The following is a 20,067-nucleotide window of genomic DNA, read 5'->3' as shown; positions in this document are numbered from 1 at the left end:
AAAGAATAGATGGATAATATAGCGTTGATTGAATCCTTTGGTGATTTTAAAGACGAAAAAGGGATCAGTAAGATTGATCTTATGGCAATTATTGAGGATTCACTGAAAACTCTTCTTAGAAAGAGATATGATTCAGATGATCATTTTGATGTCATTGTGAACCCTGATAAAGGAGATTTTCAGATATTTTTAAATAAAACGATTGTAGAAGACGAAATGTCTGAAGATGATGATCTGGAAATTGAACTTTCTGAAGCTAAAAAAATTGACCCTACTTTCGAAGTAGGTGAAGATTTTACAATGGAAATTCCTGTTGCCCAATTGGGTAGAAGAAATATTCTTACCTTAAAGCAGATCCTGGCTACCAAGCTTCAGGAGCATAACAATGCAATGCTTTATGAGCAGTTCAGAGATAAAATCGGGGAAATTGTTATCGGAGAAATCCACCACATCCGTCACAAGCACGTGATCTTATTGGATGATGAGGAAAACGAATTCATTTTGCCTAAAGAAAACCAGATCCCGTCCGACTTCTTTAAAAAGGGCGAAAATATCAGAGCTATTGTTGAAACAGTAGATTTTAAAGGTTCAAAACCACAGATTATTATTTCCAGAACTGCACCTAAATTCCTAGAGAAGTTATTAGAGCTGGAAATTCCTGAAATCCAGGACGGAACTATTATGCTTAAAAAAGTAGTTAGAATCCCTGGTGAAAAGGCGAAGATTGCAGTAGATGCTTATGATGACAGAATAGATCCTGTAGGTGCTTGTGTGGGAGTAAAAGGATCCAGAATTCATGGGGTTGTAAGAGAGTTGAGAAATGAAAACATCGACGTGATTCAGTGGTCTAAAAACCCTGAAATTATGGTGAAGAGAGCTTTAGGAAATGTTACCATTAACAAAATTGACATCAACGAGGAAGCAAACTATGCGTTAGTTTATACTCCGGTTGAAGAGATTTCCAAAGTAATCGGAAAGCAGGGGCAGAATATCAGACTGGCTTCATGGCTGTCCGGATATGAAATTGATGTTTATAGAGAATCCAGCGAGGATGACGATGTTGATTTGAGAGAATTCAATGACGATATTGAGCAGTGGATTTTGGATGAATTTAAGAAAGTAGGTCTTACTACTGCGAAGTCGGTATTGGATAAAGATACTGAGAGTCTTTTAAATATGGTAGATCTTGAAGAAGAAACCATTGAAGATGTAAAACGAATTCTGAGAGAAGAATTTGAAGATTAAGATTTTAATGAATTTTAATAAACAGTAAAAAAGAAATACTTTAATTTTAAGAATTAAAAAATAGTAAATAATATAGATGCCAAAAATAAGATTAAATAAAGCGGTTAAGGAATTCAATATTTCGATGTCCAGATTAGTAGAATTTTTACAGTCCAAAGACTTCGTTGTTGAAAGCAATCCTAACGCTCAATTAGAAGAAGCGGCATATTCTGCATTGGAGGCTGAGTTTGCCAAAGACGGCGAACAGCGAAAAGCTTCCCATGAGGTGGTGATCACCAAAGTTCCGGAGGAAAAGCTGGAAATTGAGGAAAAGAAAACCCCTGAAGTAATAAGAGCTAAAGCAAATAAACCAGAAACTAAAATTTTAGGTAAAATAGATCTTGAATCTAAAGCGCCTGAAGTTGAGGAAGCTCCTGCGGCACCAGCGCCTCTAGCAACACCGGTTGAAGAAAAGAAAGAAGAAGTTGTGGCTGAACCGGAAGTTAAAGCAGCTCCTGAAAAACAGGAATTCAAAGTTCTGGATAAAATAGATCTGTCCCAAATAGAATCCAGAAATAGACCTGTAAAAAAAGATAAACCCAAAATGGAGGAGAAAAAAGAAGAGGAAAAACCGGCAGAACCTGTGAAAGAAACTCCAAAGCAGCCTGAGCCTGCAGAAAATAAGGCAGAAGCTCAACAATCCACTGAGTCAGATTCTCAGGAACCCCAGAAAATAGAAACTGTTTATCAGAAGCTGGATGGTCCTAAGATTGTAGGTGAGAAAATTGACTTAACGCAATTTGCACCAAAACCTGGTTCAGGGGCTAAAAAGAAAAGAAAGAGAATTGAAAAACCCGGAGGCCCGAATAACCAACAAGGCCAGGGGAATAACCAAAACTCAGGAAATAACAACCAAGGTGGTCAAGGAAACCGCCCTCACAATAATGGAGGCCCTGGAGGAAACCGTCCGCAGGGACAAGGAGGTCCTGGAGGGAACCGTCCGCCAGGTCAGGGAGGGCAAGGTGGAAACCGCTTTGGAAATAATCAAGGAAACCGTCCGCCAGGTCAGGGAGGCGGATTCAAAAAAGGTCCTGGAGGGAACAACAACAGACCTGGACAAAGAACAATGCCTGTTGAACTTACTGACGAACAGGTTAAAAACCAGATCAAGGAAACTCTTGAAAAGCTTACCAATAAAGGAGGTAAATCTAAATCTGCAAAACACAGAAAAGACAAGAGAACCTACCGTAGAGAACAGGATGAACGTCAACAAGAGATTGATGCTCAGGACAGATCATTAAAAGTTACTGAATTCATCACAGTAGGTGAATTAGCGAGTTTAATGAACGTTTCTCCTACAGAAGTTATTTCTGCTTGTTTCTCCCTTGGTGTAATGGTAACCATGAACCAAAGGCTGGAAGCTGATACCTTATTATTAGTTGCAGATGAATTTGGTTATAAAATAGAATTCTCAGATGCTGACCTTGAAGAGGTGGAATCTGAAGAGGATATGGATACTGAAGAGGATCTTTCTCCAAGAGCACCAATCGTTACAGTAATGGGTCACGTTGACCACGGTAAAACATCTTTACTTGACTACATCAGAAAAACCAATGTTATTGCCGGTGAGTCAGGAGGTATTACCCAGCACATTGGAGCTTACAATGTGAAATTGGAAAACGGACAAAGAATTACATTCCTGGATACACCGGGTCACGAAGCGTTTACCGCGATGAGAGCCAGAGGTGCCCAAATCACCGATATCGCAATTATTGTAATTGCTGCCGATGATGATGTAATGCCTCAGACGAGAGAAGCAATTTCTCACGCACAGGCTGCAGGAGTACCAATGATTATCGCATTAAACAAAGTGGACAGACCAAATGCCAATCCTGATAATATCCGTCAGCAGCTTTCAGGGATGAATATCCTGGTAGAAGAATGGGGCGGAAATGTTCAGTCGCAGGAAATTTCTGCTAAGTTTGGTAATAATATGGATATTCTATTGGAAAAAGTATTGCTTCAGGCAGAAATGCTTGATCTTAAAGCTAATCCGAACAGAGCCGCTCAGGGTGTTGTTATTGAAGCATCACTGGATAAAGGAAGAGGATATGTTGCTACGATGTTAGTACAAACCGGAACTTTAAGAGTAGGAGATTATGTAGTAGCAGGTAAAAACCACGGTAAGGTAAAAGCAATGCTTGATGAAAGAGGCAGAAACCTTAAAGAAGCAGGTCCTTCAATTCCGGTAACTATTCTTGGATTGGATGGCGCTCCTACAGCAGGTGATAAATTCAAGGTATATGCAGATGAAAGTGAGGCTAAAACTATTGCCAATAAGAGAGAACAGTTACAAAGAGAGCTTTCGATCAGAACGAAGAAGCATACTACGCTTGAAGAACTTGGAAGAAGAATTGCTCTGGGTGAATTCAAGGAATTGAACATTATCCTTAAAGGTGACGTGGATGGCTCTGTTGAAGCATTATCTGATCAGTTGCAGAGATTATCTACAGCAGAAATCAATGTAAATATTCTTCATAAAGGAGTTGGGCAGATCACTGAATCTGATGTTAACCTTGCTACTGCATCTGATGCCATTATCATTGGATTTAATGTAAGAGCAGGTGCTAATGCTAAAGAATTAGCTGATAAAGAAGAAATCGAGATCAGAACATACTCAGTAATTTATGCTGCTATTGATGAGGTTAAAGAAGCGATGGAAGGTATGCTTTCTCCTGAAATTAAAGAGCAGGTAATTGGTAACGTAGAGATCAGAGAGGTATTCAAGATTTCTAAAGTAGGTACAATTGCCGGATGTATGGTTCTTTCAGGTAAAGTAACAAGAAGCTCGAAAGTAAGAGTGTTGAGAGACGGTATCGTTAAATTCGATGGTGAACTGGAAAGTTTGAAACGTTTCAAAGATGATGTAAGAGAAGTAACCAAGGGTTATGAATGTGGATTAAACCTTAAAGGTTATAACGATATTGAAATCGGAGATATTCTTGAAGTCTACGAAGAAGTAGCTGTTAAGAAAAAACTAAAATAAAATTTTTAGCATAAATATAAAAACCACTTTTTTAGGAAAGTGGTTTTTTTGTTAATTTTTTTTCTTTTGATTTACGTAATTTTCATAGATTTCTACAAATATTTTTTTTATTGATAATTTAAATGTGAAAAGGGTTGAAATGTTTTAGAATTACGACTTGTATCTTATCATCAAAAATAGGTCTCAAGCTTACTCTGAATAAGGTTTAGAACACTAAATAGTGTCTAAATTTAGAGCTATAAATATGCGGTTTTAAATGCAACAGAAATGTATAATTAAGAACATTAAGAATTATAAAAAAGAAATGAGTAATTAATTTAAGATTTTTAAGTATATGAAAATCATCTTTTTTATAGCTTTTTATAAGTACTATTTCACTTTATTGTAATTTATATAAATTCTAAATAAAATTTCACGCATTAATAATAATTTGTTAAAAAAAAAGACATGTGTGAAAAAAAAATATTTATACAATAATGAGGGATGTTTTTACTTAATACAGGTTATTTCACGCATTAGTTAAAAACAATATGTAAAATAAAGCTAAAGCTTGCGAGGTGGCTATATTTGTGAGTGTTAATATTTATTAACATATTTGCTAATTAAAATATATTAAAATTTGTTAATATGAATGTTAAACTACGTGTATTAAGTGTTGGGGCATTGTTCTTTATTGGAACTACTGCTTTTGCGCAAAAAACGAAAAAAGACACAGCTACTACAGAAATTGATGAAGTAGTAATGGTTGGATTCGGACAGAAAAAAACTGTAAAAGAATTAACTGGAGCAGTAGGGACAATGAAAAGTGATGCTATAAAGGATGTTCCTGTAGCGTCAGTGGATAAAATGCTTCAAGGTAGAGTTTCTGGTGTTCAGACGGGGAATGCGTCGGGCCAGCCTGGAGGTTTTGCATCGGTTCGTGTAAGAGGTATTGCATCTGTAAATGGTGGTGTAAATCCAATTTATGTAGTAGATGGTATCAGAGTACAGAGTGGAGATTTAACAACTGGAGCAACAACTGCTAATATCCTAGCTAACTTAAATAGTGATGATATTGAGAGTGTAACTGTGCTTAAGGATGCTGCATCTACTGCAGTATACGGAGCAGATGCAGGTGCAGGGGTAATTGTTATTACAACAAAATCAGGAAAGAAAGGAAAACCGAAGATTTCATTAAACTTTGAATCTGGAACAAACTCACGTGCGATCGAAGGAATGAGGGGGTTAAATACAGAGCAATATAGATATCTACTTGCTAATGCTTTAGCCAATTATGACGGCGTAACTCCTGAAGAAGTTTATGCAGATGCAGCAACAGGAGGATATGGTGCTGTAGCACAAAATATTTACACTACTTCTAATAATACAAACTGGAGAGATGTAACTAGCAGAAGTGGATATCAAAACTCTGTAAATGCATCAATTAGTGGAGGAAATGATAATATTACTTATTATAACTCTGCTAACTACTTCCTTCAGGAAAGTGAACTTAAAGGATCTGACTTCAAGCGTTTGGGTTTTACTTCGAAAGTTGATTATAAAGCTACAGATAAATTCAAATTCGGAACTGATATTCAACTTTCATACAGTAGAATCAATACATTACCAAACGGAGGAGGATTTGCAAATCCAATTTTATTTGAATTATTTGCAAGACCTACGGACCCGGGATACAATGCAGATGGAACGTATTATTTAGGAAACAGCGGAAGATTAAGTAATAATTTATTTAACTCTGGATATGTTCAAGATAACAATTATTTTAGAGCTTCTACTGCAAGGGTTTTTGGAAATATATATGGAGAATATCAGATTTTAAAAAACCTATCATATAAAATAGTTTTTGGAACTGAATTAAATAATATAGAAAACGATACTTATTATAACCCAATCCATGGAGATGGATATCAGGTAAATGGTAGAAAAACTGAATCTACAACAAGATATTTTAACTGGAACCTACAAAATATCGTGAATTACAACTTTAAAGTTGGTGATAAAAACAGATTCAATATCTCTGCTATTCAGGAAGCTTATCAAAGAAATATGAGATATGTTGCTGGACAAGGTGTAAATGTAGGTTCTCCAAACCTAGAAACATTAAGCAATTTTATTAAGCCGGTATATGCAAGAGGTGAAAAGTCTGTAAGCTCAAGAAATGGTTATGCAGCAGTAGTGAACTATGATTTTGATAAGTTAATCTTAGTAGATGCTTCCGTAAGAAGAGATGCATTGTCAAACTTTACGCCAGGTCAAAAATGGGGGACTTTCTATTCAGTAGGAGTAGGGGTAGATTTAGCGAGACTTCAATTTGTAAAAGAATGGGAAAAAATTTCTCAATTTAAATTAAGAGGATCATATGGGAAAGTAGGAAATACAATCAGTAGTATTCCATATTCTTTATATGAATATACAGGAAACTATAATGATAATCCTGCTGCAACATTTAAATATGTATACAATCCTGATCTAAGATGGGAAACTGTAAAACCTTTAAGTTTAGGTGTTGATATGGGCTTCTTCAAGAATAGACTGACTATTACTGCAGAATACTATAATAAGAAAACAGAAGACTTAGTATTCAGTGTGCCTTTACAAATGTCTCAAGGTTTACCAATTCCAGCAGAAAGTACTTTAACATATCCTTTTAAAGATGTTAACGTTGGATCATTAGTGAACAAAGGTTTTGAATTTACAGTTAACTATGATGTAGTTAGAGGAGAAGACTTTAATTTAAGCATCGGAGGTAACTTAAGTACATTGAAAAATGAGATTACATCATTATATGGAGGTCAGGATGTAATTACAGGATCCACTATCCTTAGAGAAGGTGAAGGTATCGGAACTTTTTATATCAGAAAATGGGCTGGGGTAGATCCTACAAATGGAGATCCATTATGGTATAAAAACGGTATTGATGGAGAAACTACCAACAAATATGCTGAAGCAGGACTTGCTGTACAGGGAAGATCATATTCAAATGTATTTGGAGGGGTAAATCTTAATGTATCTTATAAGAACTTTACATTATCAGCTTTAGGAACATTCGGATTCGGTGGTAAAGTATTAAATGACTGGGCTTCTTATACACAATCTGATGGTCAGTATGTATTTTCTTATCCAGGTTCCACAGATGCACTTGATTTCTGGACCCCTTCAAACCCTAACGCTGCCAATCCAAAGCCAGTATATTTAAATGCTACAAACTCAAATAGAAGTTCTACAAGATTTTTGGCTAAAACGGATTATTTAAGATTGAGTAATATTAGAGTTGGTTACAAGTTTACAAGTAATATGTTAAAAGGAACAGGTCTTAACGGATTTGAAGTATATGCTCAAGGTAACAACATCTTGACTCACCGTTATGACAAAAATCTTAAGTTTGACCCAGAGAACAACTTAAATGCAACTAATAACCTTAACTTACCGGTACAGAAAACAGTTTCATTAGGGTTTAATCTTCAATTTTAATTAGAAAGAAATGAAAAAGTATATTTTAAAATATGGAATGTTAGCAGTTTTATCGACTGCAGCATTAACTTCTTGTAGCGATGATTTCATCGAAACTGAATTTTATCAGCAAGTTCAGCAAGGTCCTTTGAATACGATTGAAGAATTAGATTCTTTTGTAAAAGGACAATATGTTTCTATGAGAAATGCATCTTATTATGGATGTGATTTCTTAATGATCGGAGAAGTAAGAAGTAATAACATGTATTCTGATTTTGCTAATGGTGCAGGCTATTATCAAACAGTAGCATCATACTCAATGACAGCTGGTGACCAATATTCTTCAGGTCCATACATGAACATGTATCAGGTGATTTCAAAGGCTAACATTGTAATTAACAATGTACCTTCAGGTCAGTTAACATGGAAATCATCTCAGGATCCGGCAGTTATTCAGGCAAGAGCTAATTATTTGAAAGGTCAATCTTACGCTGCCAGAGCTTTAGCTTTATTTGACCTTCTAAGATTATTTGGTCAAGAATATGCAGGAGGAACTACTGGAGTGGTTGTTCCTACAGTTTATAATCCTGATGCTAAGCAAGCTCGTTCTACAGTAGCTGAAACAAGAGCTCAAATCGAATCAGATTTTGATAAAGCACTTTCTTTAATGGGGACTCCAACAGCATCTGTACATACGAACAGAACTGAAATTAACCAGTTCACAGTTAAAGCATTAATGTCTAAATATTATCTGTATAAAGGAGATTTTGCAAAAGTGAGAACCTTAGTGGCGGAGATTGTAGCTTCAAACAGATATTCTGTTATTCCAGCAGCAGATTTTTCAAGTAGCTTCTCGAAAGCAAATTCTGCAGGTAACTCAATTTTTGAAATTGCAGTAGGTTCAACTAACGATTTAGGAACTACATCTATTGCTAATAAATTAAACCTTGCTCCTGCAGGATATGGAAACATGAAAGTATTACCTGCTCTAAGAACTTCATATGCTGCAGATGACGTAAGAGGGTCTGTTGTTACATCAGCGAATGTTCTTAATGGTAAATATGTGAATAGCTTTGACAATATTCACCTTATCAGATATGAGGAAATATTATTAAACGGAGCTGAAGCTGAACTTAATGGTGGGTCTCCTACCGTAGCCTTGGGGTATTATAACCTAATACAGGCTAAACGTGGTAAAGCTACAGGAGCATTACCGGCAGCAACAGCAGTTACATTGAATGATATTTACGTTGAAAGACAAAAAGAACTTGTTGGTGAAGGATTTGGTTATTGGGATCTATTGAGAAGAAACCAACCTATCACTCAAAGAAGTGCAAATGGTACAGCAGGTACTATTAGAAACGTAGGAAATCAATTATTAACTTTCCCTATTCCTAGAGCTGAAATCAACGTTCCTGGAACATTAGTAACACCTAACCCAGGGTTTGGTAATTAATATAAAAAAAAGCCGCTCCTAGAGCGGCTTTTTAAATTTAAAGATCAATATTAATATGAAAAAAATTACTTTTATTATCACAATACTTGTAGGACAGAGTCTTTTTTCCCAAAACACCGATATCTTAAATGTTGTTACAACACCAGATGGTTTCTATAGTAAACCAGGAAGAGTGCATAAGGAGGATCGTAAAATCGATGGATCTCCATATGTAAATGGAGACAAATTCGAAAAAGTTACTATAAAAGATTACAGTAAAAATGTTCAGGATCTTCGCTACAACGCATATCAGGATGAAATGGAATTCAAAATGGGGGAAGAGTTATATAATGCAAACAAAACAGAAGGGCTTAAGATTCAATTTCCAACCCTAAAAAAAACATACGAATCCCTTACTTATTCTTATGATAGTAAGACAAAATCAGGATATTTGGTACTGCTAGTAGACAATCCTAAATTTTCTTTATATAAAAGAGAAAAAATGGAGCTTATGGGAGGGACGAAAAGTAATAATGGTTTTACTAAAGACGCTAATGACTATTATGAAAAAGATAAAGACCTTTATCTTATAGCTAAAGACAAAAAGTTCTCCAAATTCCCTAAAAACTCTACAGATGCCGCCACAATTTTTTCAGTAGATAAAAAAGATCTGGATAATTTTGTGAAATCTAATAAAATCAATTTCAACAAAGAACCAGATATGATAAAACTGGTAGAATACGTAAATAAGTAAACACCATATCTTGACCCCTGCGAAATGTAGGGGTTTTTGTTTCCTTTTATTTCTTATTTTTGCTGTACCAAAATCAATAATGAACCTTTTAGGTCCAGATGATTTTTGAACAATATAAATGAGCACATGAAGTATATCCTTATTATAATCCTCTTCTTTGGCTGCGTTCTAAAGGCGCAGGTCGTTAATAAAACAGGCACTAATCAATCCAAAAAAGAAGAAGATACCCTTGTTATAGATACCGGGAAAAAAGATTCTCTGAAGATTTTTAAGCCTACCATTAATGATTACCAGTATCAGACCCAGTTTTCTGAAAAGAAGATTTTTGATACGGTAATGACTTTTGATAAAACCCATATCTTTTCACAATATAATAATACAGATAACTTTGGAAGAGCCCAGGTTGCTAATATAGGAGCAGGATTTAACCCTCTCATTTATGAAGTCAACCCCGAGCAGAACCTTTCTCTGCTTCCTTCCAACAAGGCATACATGATCATTGGTGCTGATGATGTAAAATATTATGATGTAAAAACCCCTACGGCTGCTTTCATTTACCATACAGCCATGAAGAATGGTGCTGCATTAAAATCTACTTATACCCAGAATATCGGGAAAAGATTCAACTTTGCTCTTGAGTATATGGGACTTCGTTCTCAGGGATTTTACAGAAATTCATTGGCTTCCAATAACAATACTTTATTTTCAGGACATTATGTGTCCAAGAGTGGGAACTATGAATTATTTGCCCACTATCTTCACCAGAATGTAAACAACCAGGAAAGTGGGGGAATCACGGAAGATGATCTCTTTCAAAGCGGTGACAGCAACTACAGTAACAGGCAGAACGCTCAGGTGAATCTCGCTTCATCAAGTTCCCAGTTTTCGTACAGAAGGTATTATCTGAGCCATCAGTTTACACCCTTTAATTCAGAGAAATTTCCTTTTAGCATACGGCATACCCTATCCCATCAGGGGAACAAATATTTTTATAATCAAGGGGCAGTAGAAACTTATTGGTACGATGATGCTGCTACCGAACTGACCAATGGTTTTCCTCTCACAACAAAAAAATATTCTGATAACTTCAGCAATACGGTAAGCCTTGTTTTTAATAATGAAAAATTTAAGCTTGATGGTGGAGTGCGTTATCAGATGTTGAAATTTGGCGTTAGAGATCTTATGACAATAAATGGAGTTACTCTTCCTACTGAACTTAAAGAAAACAGAATAGGAGCGGTAGGAAATCTGCAGGTAAAACTTTGGGACAAATTTCAGCTGAAATCCTTTTTGGAATTTTCCAATGGAAGCCAGTTCGGCAGTTATCTCAGAACAACCAATAACATCAAGTTTGAGCCGGTAAAAGATTATTTTGTGAATGCAAAAGTGAACTTCCAAAGTGCTTATCCTTCATTTAATTATCTTCTGAATACTTCTGTTTACAACAAATACAATTATTATCTTGAAAATGCTAAGAATCAAACGGTAACGGAAATTGGAGGAAGTGTTAATCTGAAATGGTTTAAAACCGAAATTTTTGCCAATTATTTCAGAATAGACAATTATACCTATTTCAATGCTGACGGAGCGCCGCAACAAAGCAGCAGCTCGCTGAATATCTCTCAAATCGGGGGAGATGCCACATTCAGTTTCGGGAAATTCCATCTGAATACAAGAGTTCATTTCCAGAATGCACTGACCAATAAAGAGATCCTTCCAATGCCTGGCTTTATAGGAAGGGCCAATTTCTTCTTCCAGAGCCAGGCGTTTAAAAAAGCAGCAGAAATCCAGGCTGGGTTGAAAGTTTATTACTTCTCAAAATTTGCCTCAAGAGATTATTTCCCCATCCTAAACGAATATATTCTGCCTAATGCAGATTCATTTTCTATCGGTGGACAGCCTATCGCAGATCTTTATATCAATATGAAGGTTAAAAAAATGTTCTTCTATGTAGAAGGCCAGCAGATAGGAACAGTTCTATCCAACAATAAAGCATATGCATTTCCACACTATCCGGTTTACGACTTCAGGTTAAATATTGGTATTGTGTGGTATTTGTTCAACTAAAAGCAAAACAAAGTTGAAAACAATAAATAAAATATCATTTAACGATATAGAAAGCATTCCTCAGCTGGTAAAAGATTTTCTGAATCAAAAAATTGAGGGCTTTGAAAAAAATACCTTTTCTTTAGATCACTTTAAAGATCAGATCCATCTCAAGCAGAACGCTTTTGGACTGGATCAGAGAAATATTCTTTCCGAAGTATTGGAAAAACAGCTTTCAGAGCTTATCCTTTCATCAAAACAGAAAGAAAATCTGGAAAATCTGAAGTTGCCCAATACATTTACTATTACCACCGGGCATCAGCTGAATCTTTTTTCAGGACCTGTTTTTTTTGTCTATAAAATTTTGCAGACCATTAAAACATGTACTTATCTGAAAGAGAACTTTCCGGATTTTAATTTTGTGCCTCTCTACTGGATGGCCTCGGAAGATCATGATTTTGCCGAGATCAATCATTTCAAAACAGAGCACAATTATTACGAGATCAATGAGAAGTCTGGCGGACCGGTAGGCAGAATCACCATCAGTGATACCTTTTTTATTTCAGAATTTGAAAAAGAATTCAAAGATTCAGTCTTCGGAACAGAACTGATCCTGATGATGAAAGAAGCGTATAAAGTTGGAAATACACTTACGCAGGCAATCAAAATATTAGTAAACAGGCTCTTCTCTGAGTTTGGATTATTGATCATAGACGGAGATTCCAGAGAACTTAAAATTCAGGTTAAAGATATTTTCAAGGATGAACTGCTGAATTTCAGCTTACAGAAGAACTCAAAAGAGAAAGTAGATTTTCTGACTGAGAAATATGGAAAGGTACAGGTCAATCCACGGGATATCAACCTTTTTTACCTTTCCGGAACAAGAGACAGAATCGATTTTGACGGTGAAAAATATACTGTAGTAGATACAGGCATAAAATTTACAAGAGAAGAAATCCTTCAGGAACTCGAAAACCATCCGGAAAAATTCAGCCCGAATGCCTTAATGCGGCCGGTTTATCAGGAAAAAGTACTGCCTAACCTGGCTTATATTGGAGGAAACGCCGAGATCATGTACTGGCTGGAGCTTAAAGACTATTTTAAAGCGGTCAATATCCCTTTCCCTGTTTTGATTCCAAGAAATTCAATGCTTTTCATCAAAGAAAAAACAGTTGGGAAAATTGAGAAACTGGACCTGAATATTCAGGACTTTTTTGGAAACTTTACGGCAATTACCAATCAGAAAATTTTAAAAGACAGCAGGGTATTGTCATTGCTTGAAGAAAAAGAGCTTCTTTTAGAGAAAAACTTTTCCGAATTGAAAACTATAGCAGAAACCACAGAGCGTTCTTTCGGAAATATGGTAAAAGCAGAAGAAGTAAGACAGCTGAAATCATTTAAAAGAATGAAAAAACGTCTGCTTCATGCAGAAAAAATAAAACAGAGCGAGCTGCTTGAAAGACTTGAAAAACTGTTTTTAGATGTTCACCCTTCAAAAACATGGCAGGAAAGAGTCTATAATTTTAGCATATTCTTTTCAGACTATGGCTATTCATGGCTTGAAAATTGTTGGGAAGAGATGGTGGTTCAAGAATCCAAATTAATAATTGTTGCCATTTAATTTTAAAGAAGTATTTTTGTAAATTATAATTATCGAGTATGATAAAGAGGTTTTTTATTTTGTCCAGTTTATGTATGGTTTTGGGAGTATCTGCCCAGAACTCTCACACCGTTGTAAAAGGAGATAATCCCTATAATATTGCAAAAAAATACGGAATTACTGTAGATGAATTGTTAAAGCTGAATCCTAAATATAAAGACGGTAAGCTGGCAATAGGCGATGTTGTTACGGTGAGAGCTGAGAAACATACAGCTCCAGCTTCCAAACCTGCCGTCGCTGAAAAAGTAAAATCAAGTTCAGTAGGCCAGGTCGGGAAAATAATCCTTCAGCCTAAGCAGACCATTTACGGAATTACAAAACAATACAGAATCTCTGAAACCGATTTAAGAAAGCTGAACCCTGAACTCGATTCCCATATGAAAATAGGGGACGAGATTATTTTACCTCTTGAAAGTATAAAAAAATATGGCGGAGAACAGCAGGCTGTTCCTGCCGCTGTAGTCACTAAAGCAGAAACCCACACCGAAGCACCTGCTGTAGTGGCAACACCTGCAGAAGGAGAAGCGTATGTGATCCAGTCAAAAGATAATTATTACAGAATTACAAAACAGTTTGGAATCAGCCAGCAGGAGCTTTTTGCCCTAAACCCGGGATTAGAAGAAAAAGGTCTTAAGCCAGGTGAAACCATCCGGGTAAAAAAATCAAATACGGATGCAGATGCGGTTTCCGAACCCGTCAATCCGAAAACAAAAATAGATTCGGGAAGTGAAAAAACTTCAACATCTACAGTAACTTCTACTGTTGATGATTATGTTACCTATACTGTTCAGCAGGGAGATACGGTGTTCTCCATTGTTAATAAATTCGGAGTTTCAATCGATGAACTGATTGCTTTGAATCCTGAGCTTTCCAAAGGATTGAAAACAGGAATGGTCTTAAAGATCAAAAAACAGGATCCTGCTTATGTAAAGAAAAACGGAGATGCATTGAGCGTTGTTTTAATGCTGCCTTTCGGTTACAGTACCAACGAAACCCAATACAGAGCTATGGCCCTGGATTTCCTTACCGGAGCTAAACTGGCTATTGAAAGAAATGCCAGCGGCGGACAGAAACTGGATATTAAAATCGTAGATTCAGGAAACGAAGCCTCATTTAAAAATTCAATGGCCCAGATCAATCCCGAGAATACGGACCTGATCATTGGCCCATTCTTCAAATCCAATGTGATTGATGTCCTTGATTTTACAAGAAATCAGAAAATACCGGTTGTAGCACCATTTGCCAATTCACCGGAACTATACAACTACAGCAATCTGATCATTGTTGAAACCAATGACCAGACCTACGCAGATAAAATTGTTGAAGAAGTAAAAGCCGTTTATTCAGATCAGAAAATATATGTAGTGGCAGACAGCAAAAAAGAAATTGCCAGCTATATTAAAGGCGGCCTTGAAAAAGCAGTTAAAAATCCAAATATCATTATTGTTAACTCTCCTTCAGAAATCCAGCTGGATAAGAACATGATGACCGGGCAGTCTGCTCCTGTTATTGCGATTCTTGCCAGTGATAACGATGCTGCCGGGGAAGCTTTTGCCAACAAAACCATTGCTCTTTCCAAAGAAGTGCAGGGTGTAAAAGCCTTCAGTATGTATTATTCTCCAGTTTTCGAGAAGAAAGTGGATGAGCTGAGTCAGGCAAGCCTTGTGTATCTGATGGACAGAAAGATTAATGCAGAAGGAAGTTTTGAAAAAGAAATCCTCGCTGCTTATAAAAGCAAATACTGTAAAACCCCTCCAAAATATGCCATCGTAGGTTTTGATGTCGTGAACGATATGCTGACGAGAGAAAATAAAAAAGGAGAGATCTTTAAACAGATGAATAAAGTTCAGACTCAGCTTGCTACCAAGTTTGAGTTTGTAAAATCTAAAGCAAGCGGAGCTTATGTCAACACCGGATACCGTGTGATCAGACTAGTTCCTTAACCGATTTATGCCTTTTTAAAGGAATATTTTTAACATTATCTTTATATTTGCATAATATTTAATTCAATACATGAAAGCACTTGTATTTCCTGGGCAGGGTTCTCAGTTCGTAGGAATGGGAAAAGAATTGTACGATTCTAGAAAAGACATTAAGGACTTAATGGAATCTGCCAATGAAATTTTAGGTTTCGATATTCTTTCCTTGATGTTCAACGGTACGGATGGAGATCTTAAAAAAACTGAGGTTACCCAGCCTTCAATCTTTATACATTCAGTTGCTGCTTTAAAAGCGGTGAACGGTCTTGGAGCAGAAATGGTTGCAGGACATTCTTTAGGCGAATTTTCAGCTTTAGTGGCCAATGGAGTTTTATCCTTTGACGACGGTTTGAAACTGGTATTCGAAAGAGCAAAAGCCATGCAGGAAGCATGTGATGCCAATCCAAGTTCTATGGCTGCAATTTTAGGTCTTGAAGATGCTAAAGTTGAAGAAATCTGTGCACAGATCAGTGGAATTGTAGTGCCTGCCAATTACAACTGCCCCGGGCAATTGGTTATTTCAGGAGAAACCCCTGCAGTAGAAGAAGCATGCGTGAAGCTTAAAGAAGCAGGAGCAAAAAGAGCATTGTTACTTCCTGTAAACGGAGCATTCCATTCTCCATTAATGCAGCCGGCACAAGAAAGACTGGCCGCAGCTATTGAAAAAACAAAATTCAGAAAAGCAACTATTCCGGTTTACCAGAATATTACGACTACAGCTGTGATTAATCCTGAGGAAATCAAGCAAAACCTGATTGCTCAGCTTACAGGTCCTGTAAAATGGACGCAGTCTGTTCAGAATATGATTAAAGACGGCGCTTCTAATTTCGTAGAAGTAGGTCCTGGAAAGACTCTTCAGGGACTGATCAAGAAAATTGATCCTTCTGTAGATGTTGCCTCTGCAATATAATTAAAATACGATGAGCGGAATATTTTCACCGGGAAAGCTTATGCTTACTTCAGAATATTTCGCAATAGACGGAGCTCTTGTCCTGGCAGTACCCACTAAGCTTGGACAAGAGTTTTTTTTTGATGAAAAAGACGATGAAAAATCATTGATTTTTTGGGAAGCTCATCATCAGGACAAATTATGGCTGAAAGCTGTCATTGATTATAAAAACTGGCAGATCCTCGAAACCAACCTTCCTTCAAGCGCTGAATTTATTCTGAAAACCTTAAAAAACGTTCAGCAGCTTTCCGAAACCAAATTCAAGAACCACTTTACTTACCATCTGAAAACCAATCTCCAGTTTCCTGCAGATTACGGGCTGGGGAGCAGTTCCACCTTAATGACCAACCTTGCAGAGTGGGCAGACATTGATCCTTTCTACCTTAACAGTATCAGCCTGGGAGGAAGCGGCTATGATATTGCAGTGGCAAAAGAGAAATCCGCCGTTCTTTTTCAAAGCCGGCCAAAGATCAGCTACGAAAAGATAGATTTCAATCCTTCATTCAAAAATGAACTGATTTTTATTCATTTAAACCAGAAGCAGGATAGCAGGGAAGGTATTAGTTTTTACAAGTCCAAATTGAAGTCCCGGATTCTTGTTGATGAATTTTCGGATATCACAAGAAAAGTTTTGTTATGCAACGAATTGGAAAATTTTTCTGAATTGATGATGATTCATGAGCAAAAAATTTCAAAATTCCTTGAAATTCCTACAGTTAAAGAACGGTTTTTTGCAGACTGTCCTGTTTTCGTTAAAAGTTTGGGAGCCTGGGGTGGAGATTTTGTGATGAGTGCCAAATTTCACGGCTATAAGGACTATTTTTGGGGAAAAGGTTTCAATACTGTTTTCGAATGGTCTGATATAATTAATTTATAATCAGTAATTTACAATCCTGTTTTTTTATTTGTCATTCTGACTTATATCATTATATTTAAACCACCTTTAACAAATAATTAATATTAATTTTGTTGAACCCAATAAAGAAATAGAAAATATAAGTAAAATGAAACACGCTAAAATCATCCAGGATTTAGAAAAATTAGGGATTAAAGGAAATTATGAAGTCGTCTATAACCCGTCTTATGAAGAGTTGTATCAGGCTGAAATAGCTCCTGAAAATCAAGGCTTTGAGAAAGCTGAACTTACAGAATCCGGTGCAGTATCAGTAAAAACCGGGGTTTTCACAGGTCGTTCACCTAAAGACAGATATATCGTTCAGGATGATGTTACAAGAGACACAATTTTCTGGGACGGAAAAGTAAATCTTCCTACAACAGCGGAAAATTTTGATTTTTGTAAAGGATTAGTGCTGAACCAGCTTTCTGAGGCTAAGAAAATTTATGTAGTTGATGCTTTTTGTGGTACCAATACAGACACCAGGCTAAAAGTAAGGTTCATCGTTGAAGTAGCGTGGCAGGCGCATTTCGTTACCAATATGTTTATCCGTCCGTCTCACTATGAGCTTGAAAACTTCGGAGAGCCGGATTTCACAGTAATCAATGGTTCCAAAACAACCAATCCGGAATGGGAAGCTCAAGGGCTTAATTCTGAGAATTTTATCATGTTCAACCTTACTGAAAAACTACAGATCATCGGAGGGACATGGTATGGTGGTGAGATGAAGAAAGGGATGTTTGCCATGATGAACTATTATCTTCCTTTAAAAGGAATGGCTTCCATGCACTGTTCTGCCAATGTAGGTGAGGATGGTGATGTAGCTCTTTTCTTCGGTCTTTCAGGGACTGGAAAAACAACTCTATCTGCAGATCCTAAGAGATTCCTGATTGGTGACGATGAGCACGGTTGGGACAATAATGGCGTATTCAACTATGAAGGAGGATGTTATGCTAAAGTTATTGATCTTTCAGAAGAAAAAGAACCGGATATTTTCAGAGCGATCAAAAGAGATGCACTTCTTGAAAATGTAGTGGTACACAACGGAATCGCTGACTATAAAGACGGATCTATTACAGAAAATACAAGAGTATCTTACCCGATTTATCATATCAACAAGATTGTTCTTCCTTCTAAGGCAGGGCACGCTAAAAAAATTGTTTATCTTTCTGCCGATGCATTTGGAGTATTGCCTCCGGTTTCTATTTTAGATGAAAACCAGGCACAGTACCACTTCCTTTGTGGGTATACTTCCAAGCTGGCAGGTACTGAAAGAGGAATTACTGAGCCGGAACCATCTTTCTCTCCTGCTTTCGGAGAAGCTTTCCTTACCCTTCACCCAACCATGTATTCTAAAACACTGATTGGAAAAATGAAGGAACACGGAGCTAAAGCTTATCTGGTCAATACAGGATGGAACGGAACAGGAAAGAGAATCTCTCTTAAAGATACCAGAGCAATCATTGATGCAATCATTGACGGTTCCATCGAAAATGCTCCTAAAACTCAGGTTCCGATCATGAACCTTGAAATTCCAACTCAGCTTCCGAATGTTTCTGAAGGTATCCTGGATCCTAGAGAAACATACAGCACTGCTGCGGAATGGGAAGAAAAAGCAAAAGACCTTGCTGCAAGATATATCAAAAACTTTGAACAGTATTGCGATACTGAAGAAGGGAAGAAGTTAGTTGCTTCAGGACCACAGCTTCAGCAGCAGACTACCTAATCCAACAAAAAGCCTCATGATAATGAGGCTTTTTTTATATTGTTACCAGGAATGTCATACTGAGCAGAGTCGAAACATCTTCTTCAGAAACATTGAAATCCTGTTTATCATTTCAAACTTAAGATCGCCAGCCTGTACCCATCCATTCCAAAACCGGACAATACCGCATCTGTATTGGCTGCCGTAACAGATTTCTGACGGAACTCCTCTCTTTTGTAAATATTACTGATATGAACTTCTATTTTTGGTTTTCTGATGTTTTTCAGACAATCCGAGATGGCATACGAATAATGAGTATACGCTCCGGGGTTAATTACCAAAGCATCAAAATCATCTTCCTGCAGCCTGTTGATCATCTCTCCTTCAATGTTGGACTGATAATAGTTTAATTCATGAGAAGGAAATTCCGTTTTTAATCTTTCCAAATAATCCTCCATGGAAATAGTTCCATAGATTTCCGGTTCTCTTGTACCTAGCAGATTGAGATTAGGGCCGTTTATAATTAAAACTTTCATGTTATAAATTTAAATAGTTTAGTTCGATTATAGAACTTTTTTTTATTTTAATTATCCGTTTTGTTTCATTGCATTATATGTAATGATATTTATCATGTTTAAATATTTCGTAATTCTGTAACCCGTTGTAATTCTAAGTTTTGAATAAAAATTAAGTTAATTTTTGAAAATATTTCATAATAAATTTTAAAGTCTACTTGTTTTGTAGACTAATTGTTTTTAGATTTGCAAACATATTTCGATCGGCTTATAAAGAAAGATGGAGGGAACTGACCCTGTGAAATCTTAACAACCTGCCCAGTGCAAGGTGTTACATTCAGCCTATAAAGGAAAAATAAGCACTTGGTTTATCGTATTGAGCGATGCCCTTTGCTGATTTTTCTGCAAA

At 36.6% G+C, this 20,067-nt stretch carries 12 protein-coding genes and 1 riboswitch; of the genes, 11 read left to right on the top strand and 1 reads right to left on the bottom strand.

Annotated features, from left to right (window positions below; genetic code table 11):
• Positions 1–9: 9 nt before the first annotated feature.
• From nusA to pckA, 11 genes are all read left to right on the top strand, one after another.
• Positions 10–1,245 (top strand): transcription termination factor NusA, encoded by a 1,236-nt coding sequence (gene nusA / locus ACM40_RS02340; protein ID WP_048501215.1) that lies wholly within the window; start codon positions 10–12, stop codon positions 1,243–1,245.
• Between the two features lie 76 nt (positions 1,246–1,321).
• A complete protein-coding gene (gene infB, locus ACM40_RS02335) occupies positions 1,322–4,270 on the top strand; it encodes a translation initiation factor IF-2 (RefSeq protein WP_048501214.1) in 2,949 nt (982 codons plus the stop codon).
• Between the two features lie 627 nt (positions 4,271–4,897).
• Positions 4,898–7,741, top strand: coding sequence for a SusC/RagA family TonB-linked outer membrane protein (locus tag ACM40_RS02330; protein ID WP_048501213.1), 2,844 nt, complete (start codon positions 4,898–4,900; stop codon positions 7,739–7,741).
• 10 nt (positions 7,742–7,751) lie between these two features.
• A complete protein-coding gene (locus ACM40_RS02325) occupies positions 7,752–9,176 on the top strand; it encodes a RagB/SusD family nutrient uptake outer membrane protein (RefSeq protein WP_048501212.1) in 1,425 nt (474 codons plus the stop codon).
• Positions 9,177–9,231: 55 nt separating this feature from the next.
• Complete coding sequence (locus ACM40_RS02320) at positions 9,232–9,909, top strand: hypothetical protein (protein ID WP_048501211.1); 678 nt, start codon at positions 9,232–9,234, stop codon at positions 9,907–9,909.
• A 126-nt stretch (positions 9,910–10,035) separates the two neighbouring features.
• The gene (locus tag ACM40_RS02315; protein ID WP_048501210.1) at positions 10,036–11,976 is read left to right on the top strand and encodes a putative porin; all 1,941 of its coding nucleotides are present in this window, start codon (positions 10,036–10,038) and stop codon (positions 11,974–11,976) included.
• A gap of 13 nt (positions 11,977–11,989) precedes the next feature.
• Positions 11,990–13,576 (top strand): bacillithiol biosynthesis cysteine-adding enzyme BshC, encoded by a 1,587-nt coding sequence (gene bshC / locus ACM40_RS02310; RefSeq protein ID WP_048501209.1) that lies wholly within the window; start codon positions 11,990–11,992, stop codon positions 13,574–13,576.
• A 38-nt stretch (positions 13,577–13,614) separates the two neighbouring features.
• Positions 13,615–15,558, top strand: a complete 1,944-nt coding sequence (locus tag ACM40_RS02305) for a LysM peptidoglycan-binding domain-containing protein (protein WP_048501208.1) — start codon at positions 13,615–13,617, stop codon at positions 15,556–15,558.
• 70 nt (positions 15,559–15,628) lie between these two features.
• Complete coding sequence (fabD, locus tag ACM40_RS02300; RefSeq protein WP_048501207.1) at positions 15,629–16,504, top strand: ACP S-malonyltransferase; 876 nt, start codon at positions 15,629–15,631, stop codon at positions 16,502–16,504.
• Positions 16,505–16,514: 10 nt separating this feature from the next.
• Complete coding sequence (locus ACM40_RS02295) at positions 16,515–17,420, top strand: GYDIA family GHMP kinase (RefSeq protein ID WP_048501206.1); 906 nt, start codon at positions 16,515–16,517, stop codon at positions 17,418–17,420.
• 127 nt (positions 17,421–17,547) lie between these two features.
• On the top strand, positions 17,548–19,164 hold the full coding sequence (pckA, locus tag ACM40_RS02290; protein WP_048501205.1) for a phosphoenolpyruvate carboxykinase (ATP): 1,617 nt from the start codon (positions 17,548–17,550) through the stop codon (positions 19,162–19,164).
• Between the two features lie 107 nt (positions 19,165–19,271).
• On the opposite strand, the gene ACM40_RS02285 is transcribed toward pckA, so the two are convergent.
• Positions 19,272–19,679 carry a type II 3-dehydroquinate dehydratase gene (locus ACM40_RS02285; RefSeq protein ID WP_048501204.1) on the bottom strand — a complete coding sequence of 136 codons (408 nt, stop codon included), beginning with the start codon at positions 19,677–19,679 and terminating at the stop codon, positions 19,272–19,274.
• Between the two features lie 244 nt (positions 19,680–19,923).
• A riboswitch (SAM riboswitch) is annotated at positions 19,924–20,020 on the top strand.
• Positions 20,021–20,067 lie beyond the last annotated feature (47 nt).

The organism is Chryseobacterium sp. BLS98 (assembly GCF_001045445.1).
Classification (GTDB): Bacteria; Bacteroidota; Bacteroidia; order Flavobacteriales; family Weeksellaceae; genus Chryseobacterium.
This window is presented reverse-complemented; position numbering and strand designations above follow the sequence as displayed.

Coding starts and splice junctions, on each gene's coding strand:
- ACM40_RS02315 (WP_048501210.1), top strand. CDS start 10,036: ATGAAGTATATCCTTATTATAATCCTCTTCTTTGGCTGCGTTCTAAAG.
- pckA (WP_048501205.1), top strand. CDS start 17,548: ATGAAACACGCTAAAATCATCCAGGATTTAGAAAAATTAGGGATTAAA.
- ACM40_RS02305 (WP_048501208.1), top strand. CDS start 13,615: ATGATAAAGAGGTTTTTTATTTTGTCCAGTTTATGTATGGTTTTGGGA.
- ACM40_RS02320 (WP_048501211.1), top strand. CDS start 9,232: ATGAAAAAAATTACTTTTATTATCACAATACTTGTAGGACAGAGTCTT.
- ACM40_RS02295 (WP_048501206.1), top strand. CDS start 16,515: ATGAGCGGAATATTTTCACCGGGAAAGCTTATGCTTACTTCAGAATAT.
- ACM40_RS02325 (WP_048501212.1), top strand. CDS start 7,752: ATGAAAAAGTATATTTTAAAATATGGAATGTTAGCAGTTTTATCGACT.
- fabD (WP_048501207.1), top strand. CDS start 15,629: ATGAAAGCACTTGTATTTCCTGGGCAGGGTTCTCAGTTCGTAGGAATG.
- ACM40_RS02330 (WP_048501213.1), top strand. CDS start 4,898: ATGAATGTTAAACTACGTGTATTAAGTGTTGGGGCATTGTTCTTTATT.
- infB (WP_048501214.1), top strand. CDS start 1,322: ATGCCAAAAATAAGATTAAATAAAGCGGTTAAGGAATTCAATATTTCG.
- nusA (WP_048501215.1), top strand. CDS start 10: ATGGATAATATAGCGTTGATTGAATCCTTTGGTGATTTTAAAGACGAA.
- ACM40_RS02285 (WP_048501204.1), bottom strand. CDS start 19,679: ATGAAAGTTTTAATTATAAACGGCCCTAATCTCAATCTGCTAGGTACA.